Here is a 21,809-nt window from a genome sequence, read left to right on the forward strand (position 1 = left end):
CGGGCCGGCACGGTTCGCTTTCCAGTCACGACAACACGCGGCCATTTTCCCGTGCGGGCCCGCCGATGTCGACGCGGGTTCGCACAACAACCTGTTACGCATCGTGACATTGCTCATCGCGCATCGTGGCGCCGCACGCCGGCCGGTCCCGAAAAATCGATTCACGATGCTGGGTGATTCGCGGTAACGAATTCGCATGGTGACGCCGGCGGCGGCGCGACGCCGGCAAAAAAAACGCGGCCGGGCGGCCGCGTGAATACTCGCAGAATCCTTCGGACGAAGGAAACAAGCAACTGTGAGATGAAGTGTAGCGAAAGGCCGCGTGCGGATTCAGCGCTTGCGGTGAAAAGGTCTCTTCCAGGTTCCGGCACGCTCGCGCGCCGCGCAGGTGCTGCCGGATCGGCGGCAATCGACTACCATCATGAAGCGCCCCCCGGCCGGGCGGCGTACCACGTCGTACAAGGAGGATTCATGCCGAAGCTGCGTTTGCTCCAGGTTGCGTTGCTCGCGGGCGTCCTGGCTGCCGGCAGCGCCGCCGCCGAAACGGTGCGCCTGTCCGCCAGCCTCCAGCCGTCGAGCGAGGTGCCGCCCACCGCGACGAAAGGCTCCGGCACGGTCGATGCCACGTACGACACGGCCACCCGCATGCTGCGGTGGACGGTGACTTACGATCACCTCACCGGCCCGGCGACCGCCGCGCACTTCCACGGGCCCGCGCCGGTCGGCCAGAACGCGGGCGTGCAGGTGCCGATTCCGAAGGACCAGCTCGCGAGCCCCATCAAGGGCGAGAAGGAGCTGACCGACGCGCAAGTGACCGACCTGATGGGCGGCAAGTGGTATTTCAACGTGCACACGAAGGAACATCCGGCTGGCGAGATTCGCGGCCAGATGATGCCGGCGAACTGACGCCGCCGAGCCGGCGCCCGCGCGCGTTTGCCGTTTGATATAGAGGCTCCCGTCGAGCGGCGCGGCGGCGATCGCACGTACCATCGTCACACCGCGATGACGGAGTGTGTCCGATGAGTTGGCAAAGCAAGTTCGCGTGCTGGCTGCTGCGCTGGCAGTTTCGTCCCGAGACCATGCGTCCGGTGCTCGATCCTGCCCGCGCGCGGCGCTTCACCGAGCTCAGAATGTATATCCCGCGCCGCGCGCCGTCGGGCTACCGGCTGCGTGAATGCTACGCACCCGGCGACGCGCCGCTGCGCGGCGAATGGCTCGAGCGCGCCGACGCGGTCGCGTCTCGCGGGCCCGGCCGCATGCTGCTGTATTTCCACGGCGGCGGCTACTACTTCTGTTCGACGAAAACCCATCGGCCGCTCGTGTTCCGGCTGACCCGGCGCGCGGGCGTGCGTTCGTTCTCGCTCGACTACCGGCTCGCCCCCGAAAACCGCTTCCCGGCCGCGCTCGACGACGCGCTGGCCGCGTACCGCCAACTGCTCGCGCTCGGCACGCCGCCGGAGTCGATCGTGTTCGGCGGCGATTCGGCGGGCGGCGGCCTCGCGCTCGCGACGCTCGTCGCGCTGCGCGATCGCGGCGAGCCGCTGCCGGCGGGCGCGATCCTGTTTTCGCCGTGGACCGATCTCGCCGGTACCGGCGGCACGATGCGCAGCAACGACGGCCGCGACCCGATGTTCTCGGCGGCCGCGTTGCCGAAGGCGGCGAAGCTGTATCTGGGCGATGCGCCGGCGACGCATCCGTACGCGTCGCCGCTCTATGCGGATCTCGCCGGGCTGCCGCCGCTGTTCATCCAGGCCGGCAGCACCGAGGTGCTGCTCGACGATGCGCGGGGCGTCGCCGACAACGCGAAGGCGGCCGGCGTGCCGGTCGAGTTCGAGGTGTGGCCCGACATGCCGCACGTGTGGCAGCTGTACACGCCGATGGTGCCGGAGTCGCGCGACGCGCTCGACCGTGCGGCCGCATTCCTGCGCCGCGTTGCGGTCGAGCGGGCGGTTCAGCGCGCGGACGAGCCGTCGATCGCCTGATACGCGGCCTTCACGGCCACCGAGCCGTACTTGCGCTCCAGCCGGCGCACGGTGAAGTGGCCGTGCGCCATCTGCTGGAAGTGGTCGATGAACAGCGTGTTGACGGTCGCGCCGAGCACCGCGCCGATCGCGGGGATCGACTTCGCGGCCATCTGCTCGGTCACCTGCACCGAGAAGCGTGACGCGACCGTCTGCACGAGCTTGAACACCGCCGCCGAGCCGTGCGCGGTGATTCCTTTCGCCGTGATGTCCGACGACGCCTTCGAAATCGCCTGCGCGAGCGCGCCACGCAGCACGAAATAGCCGAGATCGGCGTCCTCGTCCTGCTTGTCCGCGGCGCCGCCCATTCCGAGCACGGCCAGGCATTGCAGCTGCGTATCGACCGAACCGAGATCCTCGCCCTCGCTGCGCGCGATGTCGCACACCGAGCGGAAGATCAGCGTGGTCGTCACCGGCAGTTCGACCGGCAGCGCGAGGAAGCCGAATGCGCCGCCCGCGGCGCCGGTGGTCGCGACCGCGAGCTTGTGCAGCAGGTTGCTCGGCTTCTCCGGTTCCGCATCGGGCGTCTGCGGCTTGCCGAGCGTGCGCAGCGCGATGTTCAGGCACTTGCGCAACGCGAGCTGCGTCGCGTCGTTGATCTTGCCGGTCGCGAAATCGGGCAGCCGCGCGATCATCTTCTCGACCGGCGCGCCCAGTACGCCCGTGAGCTTCATCGTCAGCGACGGGCTTTCCAGCACCTGTTTCGCGCGCCGCAGCGCATCCTGGTCTTCCGGCGACAGCGTCGTCGCGGGCATGATCGAAATCGGTTCCATCTTTCTCCTTGGCGGCGGGGGAGCGGGCCCGAACCCCTCCGGCCTAGATTACTCCGGCGTGCTAGAATTTTGAGATTATTTGACTCGTCAAAAGTTGCGTCAACAAAAAATGGCCGTCCATACTGCCGCCCACCATTCGAGCGGGCAACTTCTGCCGTTCCGCGAATCGCTGCTCGCGATGATCGGAATCTCGTTCGTCACCATGCTGGTCGCGTTCGATCAGACCGTCGTCGGCACCGCGTTGCCGACCATCGTCGCCGAACTCCGTGGTTTCGACCTGTACGCGTGGGTCGCCACCTCGTACCTGCTCAGTTCCGTGATCACCGTGCCGATCTTCGGCCGCCTCGGCGACTACTACGGCAGAAAGCCGTTCGTCATCGCGTCGATCGTCGTGTTCACCGGCGCGTCGGTGCTGTGCGGAATGGCCAACGACATGCTGTATCTGGTGCTCGCGCGCGGCCTGCAGGGGATCGGCGGCGGGATGCTGGTCGGCACCGCGTTCGCCTGCATTCCGGACCTGTTCCCCGACTCCGTCGTGCGGTTGCGCTGGCAGGTGCTGATGAGTTCGGCCTTCGGCATCGCGAACGCGATCGGGCCGTCGCTCGGCGGGTTCCTCACGCAGTCGTTCGGCTGGCGCTCGGTGTTCTACGTGAACCTGCCGATCGGCATCCTGTCGCTGTTCTTCGTGTGGCGCTACCTGCCGCACCTGCGGCACGTCGAGCACGACCGCAAGATGCGGCTCGACTGGCCCGGCGCGCTGCTGATCGCGGTCTCGCTCGGCGCGCTGCAACTGTTCGTCGAATGGCTGCCGAAGTATGGCGCGACGAGCTGGGCGTCGCTGCTGCTGATCGTCGCGGCCGGTGCCGGCATCGGCCTGTGGCACTGGGAAAAGCGCGCAGCGCAGCCGATTCTCCCGTTCGACATGTTCGGCAACCGTGCGCTGTCCGCGCTGTTCGTGCTCGCGATCCTCGCCGGCTTCTCGATGTTCTCGCTGCTGTTCTACGCGCCGCTGCTGTTCCAGGGCGGCTTCGGGATGTCGCCGAAGGAGGCCGGGCTCGTGATCACGCCGCTCGTCGTGTTCATCACGATCGGCAGCATCATGAACGGCCGCGTCGTCACGCGCATCCGCAATCCGAACGCGATGCTGCACGTCGGCTTCGTGTTGTTCGCGATCGCATGCGCGGGGATCGTCGTGGCGACGCACGCCACGCCGAGCTGGGTGCTGATGGCGTTGATGGTCGCCGGCGGCATCGGGCTCGGCTTCGTGCTGCCGAACCTCACCGTGTTCGCGCAGCAGACGGCCGGCCGCCAGCATCTCGGCATCGCGACCGCGCTGCTGCAGTCGCTGCGGATGGTCGGCGGGATGATCGGCACCGCGCTGACCGGCACGCTCGTCAACCAGCTGTATTCGAGCGGCGTGCGCGATGCGCTGTCGGGCGACCACGCGCTGCAATGGCATGCGCGGCTCGCCGATCCGCAGATCCTGATCGATCGCGCCGCGCAGGGCGGTCTCGTCGCGGAGCTGACGCGCGCCGGGCATAATGGCGCGCTGCTGCTGGAAGCGGCCCGCGAATCGCTGGTCGGCGCGATCCACGTCGGTGTCGCGATGGCGGCCGTCGTCGCCGTGGTGTCGGTGTGGCAGTGCCGCCGCGTGCCGCCGATCGCGCTGCGGCGCAGGATCGAACCGCATGTCGCGGCCGATTGACCGATTGAACGAACAGAACTGAGCGCATGGAAGAACAGGACCGCGTCGCGATCTTGCAGCAATTCGGCCGCACGTATCGCGCGTTCATGACCGCATTCGAAACGCACGTCGGGCAGCCGATGCCGCGCTGGCGGATCATGGTCGCGCTGAACGCGATGGGCGGGCATGCGTCGCAGAAGAAGCTCGTCGAGGTGCTGCGCATCGATCCGGGCGCGCTCACGCGCCAGCTGAAGTCGCTCGACGCGCTCGGCTGGATCGAGCGCGCGTCCGATGCGCGCGACAACCGCGTGACCAACGTCACGCTGACCGCGGACGGCCGCGCCGCGTTCGAAGCGTGCCTGCCGCGCCGCAAGGCGTTCATCGATCAGACGATGGCGCAATTGCCGGACGACGTGCTGACCGCGCTGTCGGGCGCGCTGGCAATGCTGGAATCGCGGATCGCGGACGTCGGCTCGGCGCCGGCGCCGCACTGAAGACGGCAGCGCGCGACGGCGGGGCACTCTGCCGGCCGGTCGCAACCCGCGCTGGCGAACGCGAGTGCGCGAACGCACCCGCCGCCGGCCGGCGTTTCACTTCACATCATTTCAATTCGTGCGAGCGCCGTTCACAGCTCGATGCGCGTGCCCAGCAGCGCGAGGAACTGCGCGAGCCATGCCGGATGCGCGGGCCACGCGGGCGCGGTGACGAACGGCGCGTCGGTCACGGCCGCGTCGACCGGAACATCCGCATATTCGCCGCCGGCGAGCTTCACTTCGGGCGCGCAGGCCGGGTAGGCCGAGATGCGCTTGCCGCGGATCACGTCGGCGGCCGCGAGCAGCTGCGCCGCGTGACAGATCGCGGCGATCGGCTTGCCGGCTTCCGCGAACGCGCGCACCAGCGCGATCACCTTCGGATCGAGGCGCAGGTATTCGGGCGCGCGGCCGCCCGCGATCGCGAGCGCGTCGTAGCCCGATACGTCGACGTCGTCGAACGTCGCGTTCAGCGTGAAGTTGTGGCCCGGTTTTTCGGTGTAGGTCTGATCGCCTTCGAAATCGTGGATCGCGGTCTTGACCTTGTCGCCCGCGCGCTTGCCCGGGCAGACCGCGTCGACGTGGTGGCCGACGGCCTGCAGCGCCTGGAACGGCACCATCGTTTCGTAGTCTTCGGCGAAATCGCCGGTCAGGAACAGGATCTTCTTCGCGGCCATGGCTTTCTCCATTGAACAGCGTTGAGGGTCCGTTCGCGCCGTGTACGGCAGACGGGAGCAACGGCGGCGAAGCGGCTCCGAGGACGAAAGCGCAGTGTACTCCGGCAGATTGAAGCGCGCGTGACGACCGCCCCGCGCGGCCGCGGGGCGGTCAGGCACCTGTGCGATGCGTCAGAAGAACGTCTCGACGACTTCCGTCACGCGGAACTGCGGATCGAGGACGAGCAGCTGGCGCCACTTGTCGAACGTCAGGCACGGGTGCGAGATGTCGAAAGCGACCATGTCGCCCACCTTCACGTCCGCGCCGGGCGGGATCTGCAGGTACGCGTGCTGGTCCATCATCCCGGTGACGGCCCAGCCTTCGCTCGCGGCGACGTCGCGCGGCGCGGCGTCGCGGCCCGGACGGAAGTGGCGCGCCGGCTCCGGCAGCCCCGCGTCGAACGCCGCGTCGCGCTTGCCGAGCGCGATGATCGCGCGGTCGGCTTCCGGCACCGACTGCACGTACGCCCACAGCTGCAGCGCCGGCAGCAAGCCTTCGCCCATCCGGCGCGCGATCGGGTTGCGCGCGAACACGTCCGTCTGCGCTTTCTTGTAGATGCCGACGTCGTGCGTCAGGTAGCAGCCCGGACGCAGCACGACTTCCGCGAAGCCCGCATCGGACGCCTTCGCGAATTCCTCGGCGACCACGTCGTACCACGCCGAGCCGGCACCCGACAGGATCGCCGGCGTGCGCGCGAAACGGCCGGCTTCCGCGAGCTCGCGCGTGAGCGCGACGGCATCTTGCAGGAACGCGCGGATCTCGCCGTCCTCCTTCAGCACGCCTTCGTAGAGTTCGATGCCGGCCAGCTTCAGCGTGTCCGGATAGCGTGCGATCGCGTCGAGCACGGCCTGGCGTTGCGCGGCATCGCGCACGCCCGCGCGGCCGCCCGGCACGCCCAGTTCGATGAGCACGTTCAGCGTCTTTTTCGCGTCGCCGAAGAAGCGGCCGAGCTGGTCGACGCCGTCGGCCGAATCGACGAGGCAGAAGAATTCGAAGTCGGGATCGGACAGCAGCCCGGCGATGATCGTCATGTTGTGGCGGCCGACCAACTGGTTCGCGAGCAGCACGCGCCGCACGCCGCCGTGATACGCGGCCTGCGTCTGGTGCGCGGTCGCGAGCGTGATGCCCCATGCGCCCGCGGCGAGCTGGCGGCGGAACAGTTGCGGCGCCATCGTCGTCTTGCCGTGCGGCGCGAACTGCACGCCGTACTGCTGGACGAACGCCTGCATCCAGTTCAGATTGTGTTCGATGCGATCCGCATACAGTACGGCAGCCGGCAGGCTCACGTCTTCCGCGAGCAGGTTCCATTCGAGGCGGCCTGCGTCGTCGAGCGGCACGCTCGCGCTCGGCACGTTGCCGAGGCCCTTGCCCAACGGATTGATTGTCGGTTCCTGATAGTTTGTAACTTTCATGTCATCCCGCTCCATCATCACTATGCATTGCATTGAAGTTGACATGCAGATGGTACAGAAAGTAGCATCTGCGCGGTGATGTTATTTAGTAACATCAGGCTTCGCACCCTTTTCCGCAGATGAATACGCCCGTGACTCCGTCCGCTCCGTTCGCAGCCGATCCGCCGTCCGCGCCGGCCGCCCAGCCGGTCCTCGACATCGTCGCGCGGATCGCCGAATGTGCGCCGGAGCTGCGCGAAGCCGAGCGCAAGGTCGCCGCGTTCATCCTCGCCGATCTCGCGCGTGCCGCGCATGCGAGCATCGGCACGCTCGCGCGCGACGCGGAAGTCAGCGTCGCGACCGTCACGCGTTTCGCGAAGGCCGTCGGCTGCCGCGACGTGCGCGAACTGAAGTTGCTCGTCGCGCAGGCCGCGGCCGTCGGCCAGCGCTTTCTCGCGCCATCCGGCGAGCATCCCGGCGAAGACGCGAGCGCCGCATCGGTCGTCTACGACGAGATTCGCGTCGCGCTCGCGCACAACCACCAGTTGCTGCGCAATACGTCGTTCGACGCGGCCGCCGATCTGCTCGCGGGCGCGAAGATGATCTACGTATACGGGCAGGGCGGCGGCTCGACCGCGCTCGCCGACGAACTGCGCTTCCGGCTCGTGCGCTTCGGCCGGCCGGTCGCGAGCTATCAGGACAGCCTGCTGCAGCGGATGGTGTCGGCGACGCTGTCGCGCGACGCCGTGGTCGTCGCTTTGTCGGTGAGCGGGCGCGTGCCCGAGCTGCTCGAAAGCTGCCGCCTCGCGAAGCGCTATGGCGCGACGCTGATCGCGATCACCGCGCCGGCGTCGCCGCTCGCGACGCTCGCCGACCATCTGATTCCGGTCGTCGCGTTCGAAACCGATTTCATTTACAAGCCGTCGACATCGCGCTACGCGATGATGATGGCGATCGACGTGCTCGTCACCGGAGTCGCGCTGCGGCTCGGCGATGCGGGCCGAGAATCGCTGCGCCGCATCAAGCATGCGCTCGATGCGCACCGCGGCGGCGGAGACCGTCAACCGGTAGGAGACTGACCATGCATTCGCATCCCGAAGCCGCCGATACGCTGATCGTCGGCGCGCAGCTGTACGACGGCACCGGCGCGCCGCCCGTCACGCGCGACGTCGCGATCCGCAACGGCGTGATCGCGGCGATCGGCAACCTGTCGAACTGGCTTGCCGAGACCGTCGTCGATGCGGACGGCCGCGCGCTCGCGCCGGGCTTCGTCGACGTGCACACGCACGACGACACGCACGTGGTCCGTGCGCCGCAGATGCTGCCGAAGATCTCGCAGGGCGTGACGACCGTGATCGTCGGCAACTGCGGGATCAGCGCGTCGCCGGTGACGCTCGCCGGCGATCCGCCCGACCCGATGAACCTGCTCGGCGATCGCGACGCGTTCCGCTATCCGACCTTCGCCGCCTATGTCGCGGCCGTCAACGACGCGCGCCCGGCCGTGAACGTCGCGGCGCTCGTCGGCCACACCGCGCTGCGCAACAACCAGATGGACCGCCTCGACCGCGCGGCCACCGACGGCGAGATCGCCGGGATGCGCGCGCAGCTCGAGGAGGCGCTCGCGAACGGCGCGCTCGGGTTGTCGTCGGGCCTCGCGTACGGGTCCGCGTTCGCGGCGCCGGCCGAGGAAGTGATGGCGCTCGCCGAGCCGCTCGCGAATGCCGGTGCGCTGTACACGACGCACATGCGTACCGAGTTCGACGCGATCCTCGACGCGATGGACGAGGCCTACCGCGTCGGCCGTCACGCGCAGGTGCCGGTCGTGATCTCGCACCTGAAGTGCGCGGGCCCGTCGAACTGGGGGCGCAGCACCGAGGTGCTCGCGTCGCTCGAAGGCGCGCGCCGCTACCAGCCGGTCGGCTGCGACTGCTATCCGTACAGCCGTAGCTCGTCGACGCTCGACCTGAAGCAGGTGACGGGCGACATCGACATCACGATCACGTGGTCGGAGCCGCATCCGGAAGTCGCCGGCAAGCTGCTGAAGGCGATCGCCGCCGACTGGGGCGTGACCGAGCAGGAGGCCGCGCAGCGGATTCGCCCGGCCGGCGCCGTGTACCACAACATGTCCGAGGACGACGTGCGGCGGATCCTGTCGCACCCGGCGACGATGGTCGGCTCGGACGGCCTGCCGAACGATCCGCTCCCGCATCCGCGGCTGTGGGGCGCGTTCCCGCGCGTGCTCGGCCATTACGTGCGCGACACGAACCTGCTGCCGCTCGAGGAAGCGATCCGCAAGATGACGTCGCTGTCCGCGCGCCGCTACGGGATCGCGAAGCGCGGCGAAGTGCACGTCGGTTATCACGCGGATCTCGTGCTGTTCGATCCGGCGCGCGTGCTCGATGCGGCGACGTTCGAGAAGCCGCAGCAGCCCGCGCACGGGATCGACGCGGTGTGGGTGAACGGCGTGCTGACCTATGAGAACGGGCAGGCGACCGGCGAGCGCGCGGGCGGTTTCGTCGCGCGCGGCGAACGCGTGCCGGCGAGTGCCGACGCCGCGTTCTGAGCGCGGTCCTGATTTGATTTGCCGCGTGCGCCATGCCGGCGCGCGCATCCGCAACCGTGCGTTGCATGGGACTGGCGCCGGCGCTTGCGCGCCGAGGCCGGTCGACCAACAAGGAGTGAAACGATGAAGCGATATGGCGTAGGCGAAGCGAAGGGCACCGGCGGCCAGGTGATGCCGTTTGCACGTGCGGTCGAGGCCGACGGCTGGCTGTACGTGTCGGGGCAGACGCCGATGGTGAACGGCGAGGTCGTCGAAGGCGGGATCGTCACGCAGTCGAAGCAGGCGATCGAGAACGTGATCGCGATCCTGAAGGAAGCCGGCTACGGCCTCGAGCACGTCGTGCGCTGCGGCGTGTGGCTCGACGACGCGCGCGATTTCGCGTCGTTCAACAAGGTGTTCATTTCCTACTTCGGCGAGAACCCGCCGGCGCGGGCCTGCGTGCAGTCGAGCATGGTGATCGACTGCAAGGTCGAGGTCGATTGCATCGCTTACAAGGCGCCGGCGAAGTAACGCGGCGGGGGTGGAAGCTGTACAACACGGCCGGTGCATTGACGTGCACCGGCCTTGTTGCATTTGGCGAAGTTGATGCGAGGGCGAGTGGAGGGGCGGGGGGCGTTCAAATACACTTCGATTGAAGTAGGTATGCGCGGCACCGAAACTTTGCATTGTGTGACAACGATTTATCAGACCGCATCTTTGAAGAAGCAGACTTGGCATGTTGGTCGAATCAAGGCGCGCTGTGTTGCCGAAATGCGTTGCACGCCCGTCGAACTGGAGCAACTTCGTCGTTTTGACCCGTCGGGGAAGACCGGCGGGAGATGCGCAAGGCGGTCCCGGACCGTTACCCTTCCAATACAGACAGCATCGGGGTGGAACTGGTCGGTGAAGCTCTGCCGCTCAATGAGCCCAACCCTGATCGACGAAGCTACGTCGCGGCGCCCGAGGCTCAGAATGATTCGTTGCGATGGCTCATCCACTCCCTTTCGGTAACGCTGGGTGTTCCGATGACAGAGGTTTTTCGTCACCCGGTAGTATCGCGGAAGAACCGGGCGGAGGCGGCTAGGGTGCAATGGTGAATCGGATCGCAGTTTTGATGTCGGCACTCGTGCTCAACCACGGTGCGGTGGCGGACACGCTGTCCAGCAGGGTATCGCCTGGCGGCGAGGTACCACCTGTTGTGCCGGCGTCAGTCGATATCGTGAAGAACGGTGCGTGGTCGGCCGACATCAGCGGGGACGAAACGGCGGATATGTGTCGTACGTTCGTTCTTCGGCGTGCGGATGTCAGCGCGTTTTTCAAGCGTGCGGGCCGCGTAACGGAACGGGCATACAGCCATGACTTGGACGCCGCGCGTTGCTATGCCGAAGGCGAAGCGCGTCTAGCGGGTGGCGTCGCGGCGAAATGGAGGATAGACCAGGCAAGGCGAGGCTTCATTTCCCTGCACGATGGTCGAACAATCTACCTGTATTGTCCGAAGTGCCGAGCCGACGTATTCGCACCGAATTAGAGAGGCGCGCCTTCCGCAAGCAGGCGGTGTTGGCGGCCTCGACATACCCGCCAACACACTCATTCACTGCCGCGCCGTCCGCGCGTTGTCCGGCATCGGCTGGTTGTAGTTGGTGCGGAACGGATTGATATCGAGCCCGCCGCGGCGCGTATACCGCGCATACACCGCGAGCTTCACCGGTTTGCACGCATGCAGGATGTCGAGGAAGATCCGCTCGACGCACTGCTCGTGAAAGCCCGTGTGATTGCGGAACGAGATGATGTAGCGCAGCAGCCCCGCATGATCGATCTGCGGGCCCACGTAATGGATCTGCACGCTGCCCCAGTCGGGCTGGCCGGTCACCGGGCAGTTCGAGCGCAGCAGGTCGGACACGAGCGTTTCCTCGACCGGCGCTTCGATTTCGGCGTCGGCGGCCGACAGCAGCGACGGATCGGGTTCGTACACGTCGGTGTCGAGATCGAGCCGATCGAGCGACAGCCCGTCGAGCTCTTCCATCTCGAGCTTGCCGAAATCGTGCGGCGACACGAGCTGCACCGACACGCTCGCGCCGCACGCGGCCGACACGTCGCGCTTGAGCACGTCGCGCACCGCGTCGACCGAGTCGAACTTCGATTGCGCGAACGAGCCGAGATACAGCTTGAACGACTTCGATTCGACGATGTTCGGCGATTCGGCCGGCACGTAGAACGTCGCGATCGCGAGCTGCGGCTTGCCGCGCGCGTTGAGCCACGACAGCTCGTACGCGTTCCAGATGTCGGTGCCGAAGAACGGCAGCGCCGACGTGATGCCGAGCTGCTCGCGCGCGCCCGCGCGCGGGATCGGGAACAGCAGCGACGCATCGTACTGCGCCGCGTAGACGGTGGCCTTGCCGAGCGGGGAATGTTCGGGATTCATGGGACGAAGCCTTTACGACAGGAAGAGGCGGTACGCCGGATTGGCGCTCTCTTCGACATACGGATAGCCGAGCGCCGCGAGGAAGCGTTCGAACTCGGCATGATCGGCCTGCGGCACCTGCAACCCGACGAGGATCGAGCTGTAGTCCGCGCCCTGGTTGCGGTAGTGGAACAGGCTGATGTTCCAGTCCGGCGCCATCGACGACAGGAACTTCATCAGCGCGCCCGGCCGCTCCGGGAACTCGAAGCGGAACAGCCGTTCGTCGTGCGCGAGCGGCGAACGGCCGCCCACCATGTAGCGGATGTGCTCCTTCGACAGCTCGTCGTGCGTGAGGTCGACGGTCTTGAAGCCGTGCGACTCGAAGTTCGCGGCGATCTCGGCCGATTCGCCGCGCCGCTTGATCTGCACGCCGACGAAGATGTGCGCGGACTTCTCGTCGGCGATCCGGTAGTTGAACTCGGTCACGTTGCGGTCGCCGACGAGCGAGCAGAAGCGCTTGAAGCTGCCGCGCTCCTCCGGGATCGTGACCGCGAACACGGCTTCGCGCGCCTCGCCGACTTCGGCCCGTTCCGCGACGAAACGCATCCGGTCGAAGTTCATGTTCGCGCCCGACGTGACCGCGACGAGCGTCTGGTTTTCGATCCCTTCGCGTTCCGCATAGCGCTTCGCGCCCGCGACCGCGAGCGCGCCCGACGGTTCGAGCACGCTGCGCGTGTCCTGGAACACGTCCTTGATCGCCGCGCACAGCGCGTCGGTGTCGACCGTCACGACGCCGTCGAGGAATTCGCGGCAGAGCCGGAAGGTTTCCTCGCCGACGAGCTTCACGGCCGTGCCGTCCGCGAACAGGCCGACTTCGGGCAGCTCGACGCGCTCGCCCTTTTGCAGCGACTGCGCCATCGCGCACGAATCCTCGGCCTGCACGCCGAACACCTTGATCTCGGGGCGCACCGCCTTCACGTACGCGGCCACGCCGGCCGCGAGGCCGCCGCCGCCGATCGGCACGAAGATCGCGTGAATCGGCCCCTGGTGCTGGCGCAGGATTTCCATCGCGATCGTGCCCTGGCCCGCGATCACGTACGGATCGTCGAACGGATGGACGAACGTGAGGTCGCGCTCGGCCTGCACCTTCACCGCATGCGCGTACGCATCGCTGTACGATTCGCCCGCCTGGATCACCTCGGCGCTCGGGCCGCCGTGCGCGCGCACCGCGTCGACCTTCACCTGCGGCGTCGTGACGGGCACGACGATCACGGCCTTGATGCCCATCCGCGCCGCCGAGAACGCGACGCCCTGCGCGTGGTTGCCGGCCGACGCGGTGATCACGCCGCGCGCGAGCGCGTCGGCCGGAATGTGCGCCATCTTGTTGTACGCGCCGCGCAGCTTGAACGAGAACACCGGCTGGTTGTCCTCGCGCTTCAGGTACACGGGGTTGCGCAGCCGGGCCGACAGGTTGCGGGCGGGTTCGAGTTCCGTCTCGAGCGCGACGTCGTAGACGCGCGCGGTGAGGATTTTCTTCAGGTAATCGTGGGATGCCATGGGCGCTCGCGTGCGGTGCGGAAGCAGACGGTAAAGGATCAATGATAGCGCCAAGGGTCCGTCCGCACGCAAGCCGCATGCCGGGCGCGCCGCCGGCAACCCGCGCGGCGAGGGCGTCGGTCACACGGCGCAGCCCCTTTTACCGGTTTAACCGCATAGTTACCGACCGGACGGACGGCGAATGCCGGCGCGAAACCGCGCCGAGCCAGGCGTGGCGCGGGTTGCGGCGAAAGCCCCACGACCTGTCCGGCGTCCCACGCATGGGCCGATCATGGGTTAGAATTCCGTTTTGGATCAAGGATCGGAAGATGCAGAGGCACCCTCGGATCGCTCCGTTGAAGCCGTCGCCGCGCGCAGCCAGCCCGGCGGCGGAACGGCATGCGCGCCGCGCGCGATCGTGCTGATGGCTCCGAGTGCCGCCAGGCCCTGCCGGCCAGGAACGGTGAGTCCCCGCCCGCTCCGGCCCCATGCGAGATAGTCGCCCGCCTGGCACGAGAACAGATTTCCCCAAGATTGCGCCCACGCGCTTGCCGACGCCCGTGCACGGTGTATCGGCCCTCCGAGTCGTCCGAACATGAACGCACCACAAGTTTTCGATCCGCATGGCGCGGCCGCCGCCGTCGCCGCCGACCCCGCGCCCCGCCTGCGCGAGATTCCCTACAACTACACGTCGTTCTCCGATCGCGAGATCGTGATCCGCCTGCTCGGCGCCGACGCATGGTCGGTGCTCGACGAGCTGCGCGCGGAACGCCGCACGGGCCGCTCGGCACGGATGCTGTATGAAGTGCTCGGCGACATCTGGGTCGTGCGCCGCAACCCGTACCTGCAGGACGACCTGCTCGACAACCCGAAGCGTCGCGCGCTGTTGATCGAGGCGCTGAACCACCGCCTGACCGAGATCGGCAAGCGCCGCCGCGCCGACCTGACCGAGCACCACGACGACGCCGGCCGCGAACGCGCGGGGCGCGTCGAGATGCTCGAGGCCGCCGCGCAGCGCGCGGTCGACGAATTCGCAGACGAATTCGACAAGATGGCCGACCTGCGCCGCCGTGCGACGAAGGCGCTCGGCCGCTGCACGCAGAAGGACAACATCCGCTTCGACGGGCTGTCGCGCGTGTCGCACGTGACCGACGCGACCGACTGGCGCGTCGAATACCCGTTCGTCGTGCTGACCCCCGATACCGAAGCCGAGATCGCCGCGCTGATCAAGGCGTGCTTCGAGCTCGGCCTGACGGTGATCCCGCGCGGCGGCGGCACCGGCTACACGGGCGGCGCGGTGCCGCTCACGCCGTTCTCCGCGGTGATCAACACCGAGAAGCTCGAGCAGCTCGGCGCGGTCGAGCTGACCGAACTGCCGGGCGTCGCGCACAAGGTGCCGACGATCTTCTCCGGCGCGGGCGTCGTGACGCGCCGCGTGACCGAGGCGGCGGAGGCGGCCGGCTACGTGTTCGCGGTCGATCCGACGTCGCTCGACGCGTCGTGCATCGGCGGCAACGTCGCGATGAACGCGGGCGGCAAGAAGGCCGTGCTGTGGGGCACCGCGCTCGACAACCTGGCCTGGTGGCGGATGGTCGACCCGGACGGCAACTGGCTCGAAGTCACGCGCCACGAGCACAACCAGGGCAAGATCCACGACGTCGACGTCGCGCGTTTCGAGCTGAAGTGGTTCGACGGCGCATACGCGCCGGGCGAGAAGCTGCTGAAGACGGAAATGCTCGAGATCGAAGGCCGCCGCTTCCGCAAGGAAGGCCTCGGCAAGGACGTGACCGACAAGTTCCTCGCCGGCCTGCCGGGCGTGCAGAAGGAAGGCTGCGACGGGCTCATCACGTCCGCGCGCTGGGTGCTGCACAAGATGCCCGCGCACACGCGCACCGTCTGCCTCGAATTCTTCGGCCAGGCCCGCGAGGCGATCCCGAGCATCGTCGAAATCAAGGACTACCTGTTCGAGACGTCGAAGCAGGGCGGCGCGATCCTTGCCGGCCTCGAGCACCTCGACGAGCGTTACCTGCGCGCGGTCGGCTACGCGACCAAGAGCAAGCGCAACGCATTCCCGAAAATGGTGCTGATCGGCGACATCGTCGGCGACGACGCCGATGCGGTCGCGCAGGCGACATCCGAAGTGATCCGGATGGCGAACGGCAAGAGCGGCGAAGGCTTCGTCGCGGTCAGCGCGGAGGCGCGCAAGCGCTTCTGGCTCGACCGCAGCCGCACGGCCGCGATCGCGAAGCACACGAATGCGTTCAAGATCAACGAGGACGTCGTGATCCCGCTGAACCGGATGGGCGAGTACACCGACGGCATCGAGCGGATCAACATCGAGCTCTCGCTGAAGAACAAGCTGCAGCTGGTCGACGCGCTCGAAGCGTTCTTCCGCGGCGGCAACCTGCCGCTCGGCAAGACCGACGACGCGAACGAGATCCCGAGCGCGGAGCTGCTGGAAGACCGCGTGCAGCAGGCGCTGGAGCTGCTCAAGCGCGTGCGCGCACGGTGGGAATTCGTGCGCGACCGGCTCGACCAGCCGCTGCGCGAGGCGCAGCACTATCTCGTGCAGCTCGGCTACGAGGCGCTCGCCGAGAAGTTCGCCGATCGCGCGGACGAGCAGCCGGGCGCGACCGTGTTCCACGTCACGCAGGATCGCACGGTCCGCATCTCGTGGAAGCAGGAGATCCGCGCGGAATTGCGCGCGATCTTCAACGGCGGCGCGTTCAAGCCGATCCTCGACGAAGCGCAGGCGATCCACAAGCGCGTGCTGCGCGGCCGCGTGTTCGTCGCGCTGCACATGCACGCGGGCGACGGCAACGTCCACACCAACATCCCGGTCAACTCCGACAACTACGAGATGCTGCAGGACGCGCACGCGGCGGTCGCGCGCATCATGACGCTCGCGCGCTCGCTCGACGGCGTGATCTCCGGCGAACACGGGATCGGCATCACGAAGCTCGAGTTCCTGACCGACGACGAGATCGCCGAATTCCGCGCGTACAAGCAGCGCGTCGACCCGAACGGCCGCTTCAACAAGGGCAAGCTGCTCGACGGCGCCGACCTGCGCAACGCGTACACGCCGAGCTTCGGGCTGATGGGCTACGAGTCGCTGATCATGCAGCAGTCCGATATCGGGGCGATCGCCGATTCGGTGAAGGACTGCCTGCGCTGCGGCAAGTGCAAGCCGGTGTGCGCGACCCACGTGCCGCGCGCGAACCTGCTGTACAGCCCGCGCAACAAGATTCTCGCGACGTCGCTGCTGGTCGAGGCGTTCCTGTACGAGGAGCAGACGCGCCGCGGCGTGTCGATCAAGCACTGGGACGAGTTCAACGACGTGGCCGACCACTGCACGGTGTGCCACAAGTGCGCGACGCCGTGCCCGGTGAAGATCGACTTCGGCGACGTGACGATGAACATGCGCAACCTGTTGCGCAAGATGGGCAAGAAGAAATTCAACGCCGGCAATGCGGCGGGGATGTTCTTCCTGAACGCGACCAACCCGCAGACTATCAACGCCGCGCGCAGCGTGATGATGGGCGTCGGCTACAAGGTTCAGCGCTTCGCGAACGACATGCTGAAGAAGGTCGTGACGAAGCAGACGCAGCATCCGCCCGCGACGACCGGCAAGCCGCCCGCGGTCGAGCAGGTGATTCACTTCGTCAACAAGAAGATGCCGGGCAACCTGCCGAAGAAGACGGCGCGCGCGCTGCTCGACATCGAGGACAACAAGATCGTGCCGATCATCCGCAACCCGAAGTCGACGACCGTCGATTCGGAGGCGGTGTTCTACTTCCCGGGCTGCGGCTCCGAGCGCCTGTTCTCGCAGGTCGGGCTGGCCACGCAGGCGATGCTGTGGGAAGCGGGCGTGCAGACCGTGCTGCCGCCGGGCTATCTGTGCTGCGGCTATCCGCAGCGCGGCTCGGGCCAGTACGACAAGGCCGAGAAGATCGTCACCGACAACCGCGTGCTGTTCCATCGGGTCGCGAACACGCTGAACTACCTCGACATCAAGACGGTGGTCGTGTCGTGCGGCACCTGCTACGACCAGCTCGCCGGATATGAATTCGACAAGATCTTCCCGGGCTGCCGGATCATCGACATCCACGAGTTCCTGCTCGAGAAGGGGATGAAGCTCGACGGCGTGACGGGCACACGCTACATGTATCACGACCCGTGCCACACGCCGATCAAGACGATGGACCCGGTCAAGCTCGTCAACGAGCTGATGGGCGCGGAGAAGGACGGCTACAAGATCGAGAAGAACGAGCGCTGCTGCGGCGAATCGGGCACGCTCGCGGTCACGCGCCCCGACATCTCGACGCAGGTCCGCTTCCGCAAGGAAGAGGAAATCCGCAAGGGCGCAGCGAAGCTGCGCAGCATCCCGGTCGTGGCCGGCGACGCGCCGGCGCCGGCCGCCGCGAGCGCGAACGGCCCGGACGTGAAGATCCTGACGAGCTGCCCGTCGTGCCTGCAGGGCCTGTCGCGCTACAACGAGGACGCGAACCTCGAGGCCGACTACATCGTGGTCGAAATCGCGCGCCAGGTGCTCGGCGAGAACTGGATGGCCGACTATGTCGCACACGCGAACAATGGCGGGATCGAGCGCGTGCTGGTCTAATGCGGGCATGACGACCGCCCGGCCGGGCACTGGACGAGAGCGGGCGCTGGCGCTGATGCGCCGGCGCCCGTGCACATGGGAGCGACGATGGAATGCGTGTTTTGCCGTGAAGACGGCGGCGACGTGCTCTGGCAGGACGACGTGCTGCGCGTCGTCCTTGCGACGGGCGAGCACGACTACCCGGGCTTCTGCCGGGTGATCTGGGGCGCGCACGTGGCCGAGTTCTCGGATCTCGGCGAGCCCGAGCGGGCACATCTGATGCGCGTGGTGTACGCGGTGGAGCGGGCGGTGCGCCGCGTGATGCAGCCGAACAAGGTGAATCTCGCGAGCCTCGGCAACATGGTGCCGCACGTGCATTGGCACGTGATCCCGCGCTTCTCGAACGACGCCCATTTTCCGCAGCCCGTGTGGGCGCCGCGCCAGCGCAGCGTGTCCGAGGCGCTGCTGCGCTCGCGCGCGGCGCAGGCCTCGCTGCTGCACAATGCGGTGCGCGAGGAAATTCAACGAACGACCGATTCGAGGCAGCCATGAGCGGTTTGACTTCCACGACGCCGATTCCGTCCGGCGTCGTCGTGCACGCGGTGTCGCGCGTGCTCGAATTGCAGTATCCGAACGGCGAGAATTACCGGATTCCGTTCGAGCTGATGCGCGTCTATTCTCCGTCGGCCGAGGTGCGCGGCCACGGGCCCGGTCAGGAGACGCTGCAGACCGGCAAGCGCGAAGTGACGATCACCGCGCTCGAGGGCGTCGGCAACTACGCGCTGCAGCCGACGTTCTCGGACGGCCATTCGACCGGCATCTACTCGTGGGATCTGCTGTACGAACTGGCGACGCGGCAGGACGCGCTGTGGCGCGAGTATTTCGACAAACTGAAGGCGGCGGGCGTCGAGCGCGACGCGCCGATGCAGGCGGCCCCCGCGCCGCACGGCCACTGCCACTGAAATCGACGGCGCCCGCTCGGCGCCGTCTTGCCATTTACTGAGGATCAACGCGATGAGCAAAACCCACTTCGGCTTCGAAAGCGTCGAGGAAACCGAAAAAGCGAAGAAAGTGGCGGGCGTGTTTCATTCGGTCGCGAGCAACTACGATCTGATGAACGACCTGATGTCGGCCGGCATGCACCGCGCGTGGAAGGCGTTCACGATCGCGCAGGCGAACGTGCGCACGGGCTTCAAGGTGCTCGACATCGCGGCCGGCACCGGCGACCTGACCAAGGCGTTCGCGAAGGCGGCCGGCCCGACCGGCGAAGTCTGGCACACCGACATCAACGAGTCGATGCTGCGCGTCGGCCGCGACCGGCTGCTCGACAAGGGCATCGTGACGCCGTCGCTCCTCTGCGACGCCGAAAAAATTCCGTTTCCGGACAACTACTTCGATGTGGTGACAGTCGCGTTCGGGCTGCGCAACATGACGCACAAGGACGCGGCGCTGGCCGAGATGCGCCGCGTCGCGAAGCCCGGCGGCCGCGTGATGGTGCTGGAATTCTCGAAAGTCTGGGATCCGCTGAAAAAAGCGTACGATCTGTATTCTTTCAAAGTATTACCGTGGCTTGGCGACAAGTTCGCGAAAGATGCTGAAAGTTATCGGTATCTTGCTGAATCTATCCGGATGCACCCCGATCAGGACACGCTGAAGACGATGATGGAACAAGCAGGCCTCGATGCCGTCAAATATTACAATTTGTCAGGTGGCGTGGTAGCTTTACACCTTGGAACCAAGTACTAAGGGGTTCTTTCCATACATTCGCCTTACATCTGGAGAAGCTGATGTCCGAATCGCGTTCGTTGTTCAACCGTAGCAAGCCGTCGAAGCCGTGGGCTCGACGGGTCGGCACGCTGCTGATGGTCGGCCTGCTCACGGCCGGCACGTTCGCATCGCTCGACGCCGAAGCGAAGCGCATGGGCGGCGGACGCAGCATCGGCCGCCAGAGCTCGACCGTCACGCAGCGTCAGGCCACGCCGCCGGCGCAGCAGCCGATGCAGCAGGCCGCGCCGTCGCAGGCGCAGCGCCCGAATCCGGCCGCGCCGGCGCCCGCCGCGCAGCCGAACCGCTCGCGCTGGCTCGGGCCGATCGCCGGTCTCGCGGCCGGTCTCGGCATCGCGGCGCTGCTGTCGCACTTCGGCCTCGGCGGCGCGTTCGCGAGCATGATGGCGAACGTGATCGTGATCGCGCTGCTCGCGATGATCGGCATCTGGCTGGTCCGCAAGTTCATGAGCCGTCGCCGTCCGCACGAGCCGGCGTACTCGGTCGGCGGCGCGGCATCGTCGTCGGGCGGCTACTCGCAAAGCCCGTCGTTCCAGCAGGGCGCCGGCAGCAACTACGCGGGCAGCGGCAGCAGCTATGCGAACGAGGCGCAAAGCGTGTTCGGCGGCGGCGCGGCAGCCGCGGGCGCGGCCGGCGCGATGGCCGCGGCACCGCTGCAGGTGCCGGCCGGCTTCGACACCGACGCGTTCCTGCGCAGCGCGAAGGTCTACTTCGTGCGCCTGCAGGCGGCGTGGGACCAGGGCAATCTGGCCGACATCCGCGAGTTCACGACGCCCGAAATGTTCGCCGAGATCAAGATCGACCTCGACTCGCGCGGCAACGACGCGAACCAGACCGACGTCGTGCAGCTCGACGCGGAACTGGTCGCGATCGAGGATCGCGGCATCGAGCAGTCGGCGAGCGTGCGCTTCCACGGGTTGATTCGCGAATCGGCGAATGCGTCGGCGGCGCCGTTCGACGAGGTGTGGAACCTGTCGAAGTCGGGCAGCCAGGGCTGGTTGCTCGCGGGTATCCAGCAGATCAACACGCACTGAGCGTGACCGGCGGGCGGCGCGTCCGCCGCCCGGGCGACGGACGCCGCACTGCGACCGCTTGCCGCCCGGGTGTGCGGTTGGCCGCGGTCTGCCGACGATCCGACGTTACAATAGAAACCCGCGTGGGCGCCCGGCCTGCGCGGGTTTTTTCTTTCCCAGCCCGATGACCTTTGCCGCCAAGCCTTTTGCCGCTGCTGTCAATCACCTGCTCGCACGCGAATCGTGGGCGCGCGACCGCCTGATCCCCTATGCGGGCAAGACCGCCCGGCTCGACGTGCCGCCCGTCACGCTGACACTGCTCGTGCAGCCCGACGGCTATCTGTCCGCGGTCGACGCGCACGACGCGCAACGGGTCGACGTGTCGATCGCGCTGGCGGGCGACACGGTCGCGGCATTCCTGCAGGGCGGCCAGGCGGCCGTGATGAAGCACGTGAAGATCGAAGGCGACGCGGAGTTCGCGACGCAGATCGCGAAGCTGGCCGAGCACCTGCGCTGGGAACCTGAGGAAGATCTCGCGAAGCTGGTGGGCGACGCGGCCGCGCACCGGATCGCGACGGTCGTACGCGACGCCGGCGCGCGTGCGCGCCGCACCGGCCGCAACGTGCTCGATTCCGTCGCCGAGTACTGGCTCGACGAGAACCCGCAAGTCGTCCGGCGCACGGCGCTCGGCGGCTTCGATGCCGAGCTGGCGCGCGCGCGCGATGCGCTTGCGCGGGTCGAAAAACGGGTCGAGCGACTCGAACAAAAAATCGGCGCGCGCACGGGTTTCGGCCCGCGCGGCGCGCACTGAGGGCC

18 protein-coding genes are annotated in these 21,809 nt (G+C 67.3%); 13 read left to right on the forward strand and 5 right to left on the reverse strand.

Annotated features, from left to right (window positions below):
* Positions 1-471: 471 nt before the first annotated feature.
* Both BSE24067_RS22580 and BSE24067_RS22585 read left to right on the forward strand, forming a co-directional pair.
* Positions 472-906 carry a CHRD domain-containing protein gene (locus BSE24067_RS22580; protein WP_151066859.1) on the forward strand — a complete coding sequence of 145 codons (435 nt, stop codon included), beginning with the start codon at positions 472-474 and terminating at the stop codon, positions 904-906.
* 113 nt (positions 907-1,019) lie between these two features.
* Entirely contained in the window at positions 1,020-1,982 is a 963-nt protein-coding gene (locus BSE24067_RS22585) for an alpha/beta hydrolase (protein ID WP_151066857.1), read from the forward strand.
* Here BSE24067_RS22585 and BSE24067_RS22590 read toward each other — a convergent pair.
* On the reverse strand, positions 1,952-2,794 hold the full coding sequence (locus BSE24067_RS22590; RefSeq protein ID WP_151066855.1) for an EcsC family protein: 843 nt from the start codon (positions 2,792-2,794) through the stop codon (positions 1,952-1,954). The two genes, BSE24067_RS22585 and BSE24067_RS22590, sit on opposite strands and share 31 nt — an antisense overlap.
* Positions 2,795-2,903: 109 nt before the next feature.
* Here BSE24067_RS22590 and BSE24067_RS22595 point away from each other — a divergent pair, with 109 nt between their 5' ends.
* Positions 2,904-4,499 carry an MDR family MFS transporter gene (locus tag BSE24067_RS22595; protein WP_151066853.1) on the forward strand — a complete coding sequence of 532 codons (1,596 nt, stop codon included), beginning with the start codon at positions 2,904-2,906 and terminating at the stop codon, positions 4,497-4,499.
* A gap of 26 nt (positions 4,500-4,525) precedes the next feature.
* Positions 4,526-4,972, forward strand: a complete 447-nt coding sequence (locus tag BSE24067_RS22600; RefSeq protein WP_151066851.1) for a MarR family winged helix-turn-helix transcriptional regulator — start codon at positions 4,526-4,528, stop codon at positions 4,970-4,972.
* Between the two features lie 131 nt (positions 4,973-5,103).
* On the opposite strand, the gene BSE24067_RS22605 is transcribed toward BSE24067_RS22600, so the two are convergent.
* Positions 5,104-5,685 carry a DJ-1/PfpI family protein gene (locus BSE24067_RS22605; protein ID WP_151066849.1) on the reverse strand — a complete coding sequence of 194 codons (582 nt, stop codon included), beginning with the start codon at positions 5,683-5,685 and terminating at the stop codon, positions 5,104-5,106.
* A gap of 171 nt (positions 5,686-5,856) precedes the next feature.
* Positions 5,857-7,137, reverse strand: coding sequence for an amino acid deaminase (locus BSE24067_RS22610; RefSeq protein ID WP_151066847.1), 1,281 nt, complete (start codon positions 7,135-7,137; stop codon positions 5,857-5,859).
* 119 nt (positions 7,138-7,256) lie between these two features.
* Here BSE24067_RS22610 and BSE24067_RS22615 point away from each other — a divergent pair, with 119 nt between their 5' ends.
* From BSE24067_RS22615 to BSE24067_RS22625, 3 genes are all read left to right on the forward strand, one after another.
* Complete coding sequence (locus BSE24067_RS22615) at positions 7,257-8,195, forward strand: MurR/RpiR family transcriptional regulator (RefSeq protein ID WP_151066845.1); 939 nt, start codon at positions 7,257-7,259, stop codon at positions 8,193-8,195.
* Positions 8,196-8,197: 2 nt separating this feature from the next.
* Positions 8,198-9,679, forward strand: coding sequence for an N-acyl-D-amino-acid deacylase family protein (locus tag BSE24067_RS22620; protein WP_151066843.1), 1,482 nt, complete (start codon positions 8,198-8,200; stop codon positions 9,677-9,679).
* A 123-nt stretch (positions 9,680-9,802) separates the two neighbouring features.
* Entirely contained in the window at positions 9,803-10,189 is a 387-nt protein-coding gene (locus BSE24067_RS22625) for a RidA family protein (protein ID WP_006497391.1), read from the forward strand.
* Positions 10,190-11,249: 1,060 nt separating this feature from the next.
* Here BSE24067_RS22625 and queF read toward each other — a convergent pair.
* Positions 11,250-12,080, reverse strand: coding sequence for an NADPH-dependent 7-cyano-7-deazaguanine reductase QueF (gene queF / locus BSE24067_RS22630; RefSeq protein WP_151066841.1), 831 nt, complete (start codon positions 12,078-12,080; stop codon positions 11,250-11,252).
* 12 nt (positions 12,081-12,092) lie between these two features.
* On the reverse strand, positions 12,093-13,616 hold the full coding sequence (gene ilvA, locus BSE24067_RS22635) for a threonine ammonia-lyase, biosynthetic (protein ID WP_151066839.1): 1,524 nt from the start codon (positions 13,614-13,616) through the stop codon (positions 12,093-12,095).
* A gap of 574 nt (positions 13,617-14,190) precedes the next feature.
* Between ilvA and BSE24067_RS22640 the strand changes: the two genes are divergently transcribed.
* The 6 genes from BSE24067_RS22640 (at position 14,191) to BSE24067_RS22665 (ending at position 21,804) form a co-directional block, all read left to right on the forward strand.
* A complete protein-coding gene (locus BSE24067_RS22640; protein ID WP_151066838.1) occupies positions 14,191-18,216 on the forward strand; it encodes a DUF3683 domain-containing protein in 4,026 nt (1,341 codons plus the stop codon).
* An 87-nt stretch (positions 18,217-18,303) separates the two neighbouring features.
* Positions 18,304-18,747 (forward strand): HIT family protein, encoded by a 444-nt coding sequence (locus BSE24067_RS22645; protein ID WP_151066836.1) that lies wholly within the window; start codon positions 18,304-18,306, stop codon positions 18,745-18,747.
* Entirely contained in the window at positions 18,744-19,157 is a 414-nt protein-coding gene (locus tag BSE24067_RS22650) for a gamma-butyrobetaine hydroxylase family protein (protein ID WP_151066834.1), read from the forward strand. Before BSE24067_RS22645 ends, BSE24067_RS22650 begins: the two co-directional genes overlap by 4 nt.
* A gap of 52 nt (positions 19,158-19,209) precedes the next feature.
* Positions 19,210-19,941 carry a bifunctional demethylmenaquinone methyltransferase/2-methoxy-6-polyprenyl-1,4-benzoquinol methylase UbiE gene (gene ubiE, locus BSE24067_RS22655; RefSeq protein WP_151066832.1) on the forward strand — a complete coding sequence of 244 codons (732 nt, stop codon included), beginning with the start codon at positions 19,210-19,212 and terminating at the stop codon, positions 19,939-19,941.
* Between the two features lie 41 nt (positions 19,942-19,982).
* The gene (locus BSE24067_RS22660) at positions 19,983-21,014 is read left to right on the forward strand and encodes a Tim44 domain-containing protein (RefSeq protein ID WP_151066830.1); all 1,032 of its coding nucleotides are present in this window, start codon (positions 19,983-19,985) and stop codon (positions 21,012-21,014) included.
* Positions 21,015-21,177: 163 nt separating this feature from the next.
* Positions 21,178-21,804 (forward strand): ubiquinone biosynthesis accessory factor UbiJ, encoded by a 627-nt coding sequence (locus tag BSE24067_RS22665; protein WP_151066828.1) that lies wholly within the window; start codon positions 21,178-21,180, stop codon positions 21,802-21,804.
* The last annotated feature ends 5 nt before the right edge of the window (positions 21,805-21,809 follow it).

Origin of the sequence: Burkholderia latens (genome assembly GCF_902499045.1) — a bacterium.
Classification (GTDB): Bacteria; Pseudomonadota; Gammaproteobacteria; order Burkholderiales; family Burkholderiaceae; genus Burkholderia; species Burkholderia latens.

Bases quoted from the DNA above. Each gene is read 5' to 3' on its own strand.
- BSE24067_RS22580 (WP_151066859.1), top strand. From the start codon at position 472: ATGCCGAAGCTGCGTTTGCTCCAGGTTGCGTTGCTCGCGGGCGTCCTG.
- BSE24067_RS22585 (WP_151066857.1), top strand. From the start codon at position 1,020: ATGAGTTGGCAAAGCAAGTTCGCGTGCTGGCTGCTGCGCTGGCAGTTT.
- BSE24067_RS22590 (WP_151066855.1), bottom strand. From the start codon at position 2,794: ATGGAACCGATTTCGATCATGCCCGCGACGACGCTGTCGCCGGAAGAC.
- BSE24067_RS22595 (WP_151066853.1), top strand. From the start codon at position 2,904: ATGGCCGTCCATACTGCCGCCCACCATTCGAGCGGGCAACTTCTGCCG.
- BSE24067_RS22600 (WP_151066851.1), top strand. From the start codon at position 4,526: ATGGAAGAACAGGACCGCGTCGCGATCTTGCAGCAATTCGGCCGCACG.
- BSE24067_RS22605 (WP_151066849.1), bottom strand. From the start codon at position 5,685: ATGGCCGCGAAGAAGATCCTGTTCCTGACCGGCGATTTCGCCGAAGAC.
- BSE24067_RS22610 (WP_151066847.1), bottom strand. From the start codon at position 7,137: ATGAAAGTTACAAACTATCAGGAACCGACAATCAATCCGTTGGGCAAG.
- BSE24067_RS22615 (WP_151066845.1), top strand. From the start codon at position 7,257: ATGAATACGCCCGTGACTCCGTCCGCTCCGTTCGCAGCCGATCCGCCG.
- BSE24067_RS22620 (WP_151066843.1), top strand. From the start codon at position 8,198: ATGCATTCGCATCCCGAAGCCGCCGATACGCTGATCGTCGGCGCGCAG.
- BSE24067_RS22625 (WP_006497391.1), top strand. From the start codon at position 9,803: ATGAAGCGATATGGCGTAGGCGAAGCGAAGGGCACCGGCGGCCAGGTG.
- queF (WP_151066841.1), bottom strand. From the start codon at position 12,080: ATGAATCCCGAACATTCCCCGCTCGGCAAGGCCACCGTCTACGCGGCG.
- ilvA (WP_151066839.1), bottom strand. From the start codon at position 13,616: ATGGCATCCCACGATTACCTGAAGAAAATCCTCACCGCGCGCGTCTAC.
- BSE24067_RS22640 (WP_151066838.1), top strand. From the start codon at position 14,191: ATGAACGCACCACAAGTTTTCGATCCGCATGGCGCGGCCGCCGCCGTC.
- BSE24067_RS22645 (WP_151066836.1), top strand. From the start codon at position 18,304: ATGGAATGCGTGTTTTGCCGTGAAGACGGCGGCGACGTGCTCTGGCAG.
- BSE24067_RS22650 (WP_151066834.1), top strand. From the start codon at position 18,744: ATGAGCGGTTTGACTTCCACGACGCCGATTCCGTCCGGCGTCGTCGTG.
- ubiE (WP_151066832.1), top strand. From the start codon at position 19,210: ATGAGCAAAACCCACTTCGGCTTCGAAAGCGTCGAGGAAACCGAAAAA.
- BSE24067_RS22660 (WP_151066830.1), top strand. From the start codon at position 19,983: ATGTCCGAATCGCGTTCGTTGTTCAACCGTAGCAAGCCGTCGAAGCCG.
- BSE24067_RS22665 (WP_151066828.1), top strand. From the start codon at position 21,178: ATGACCTTTGCCGCCAAGCCTTTTGCCGCTGCTGTCAATCACCTGCTC.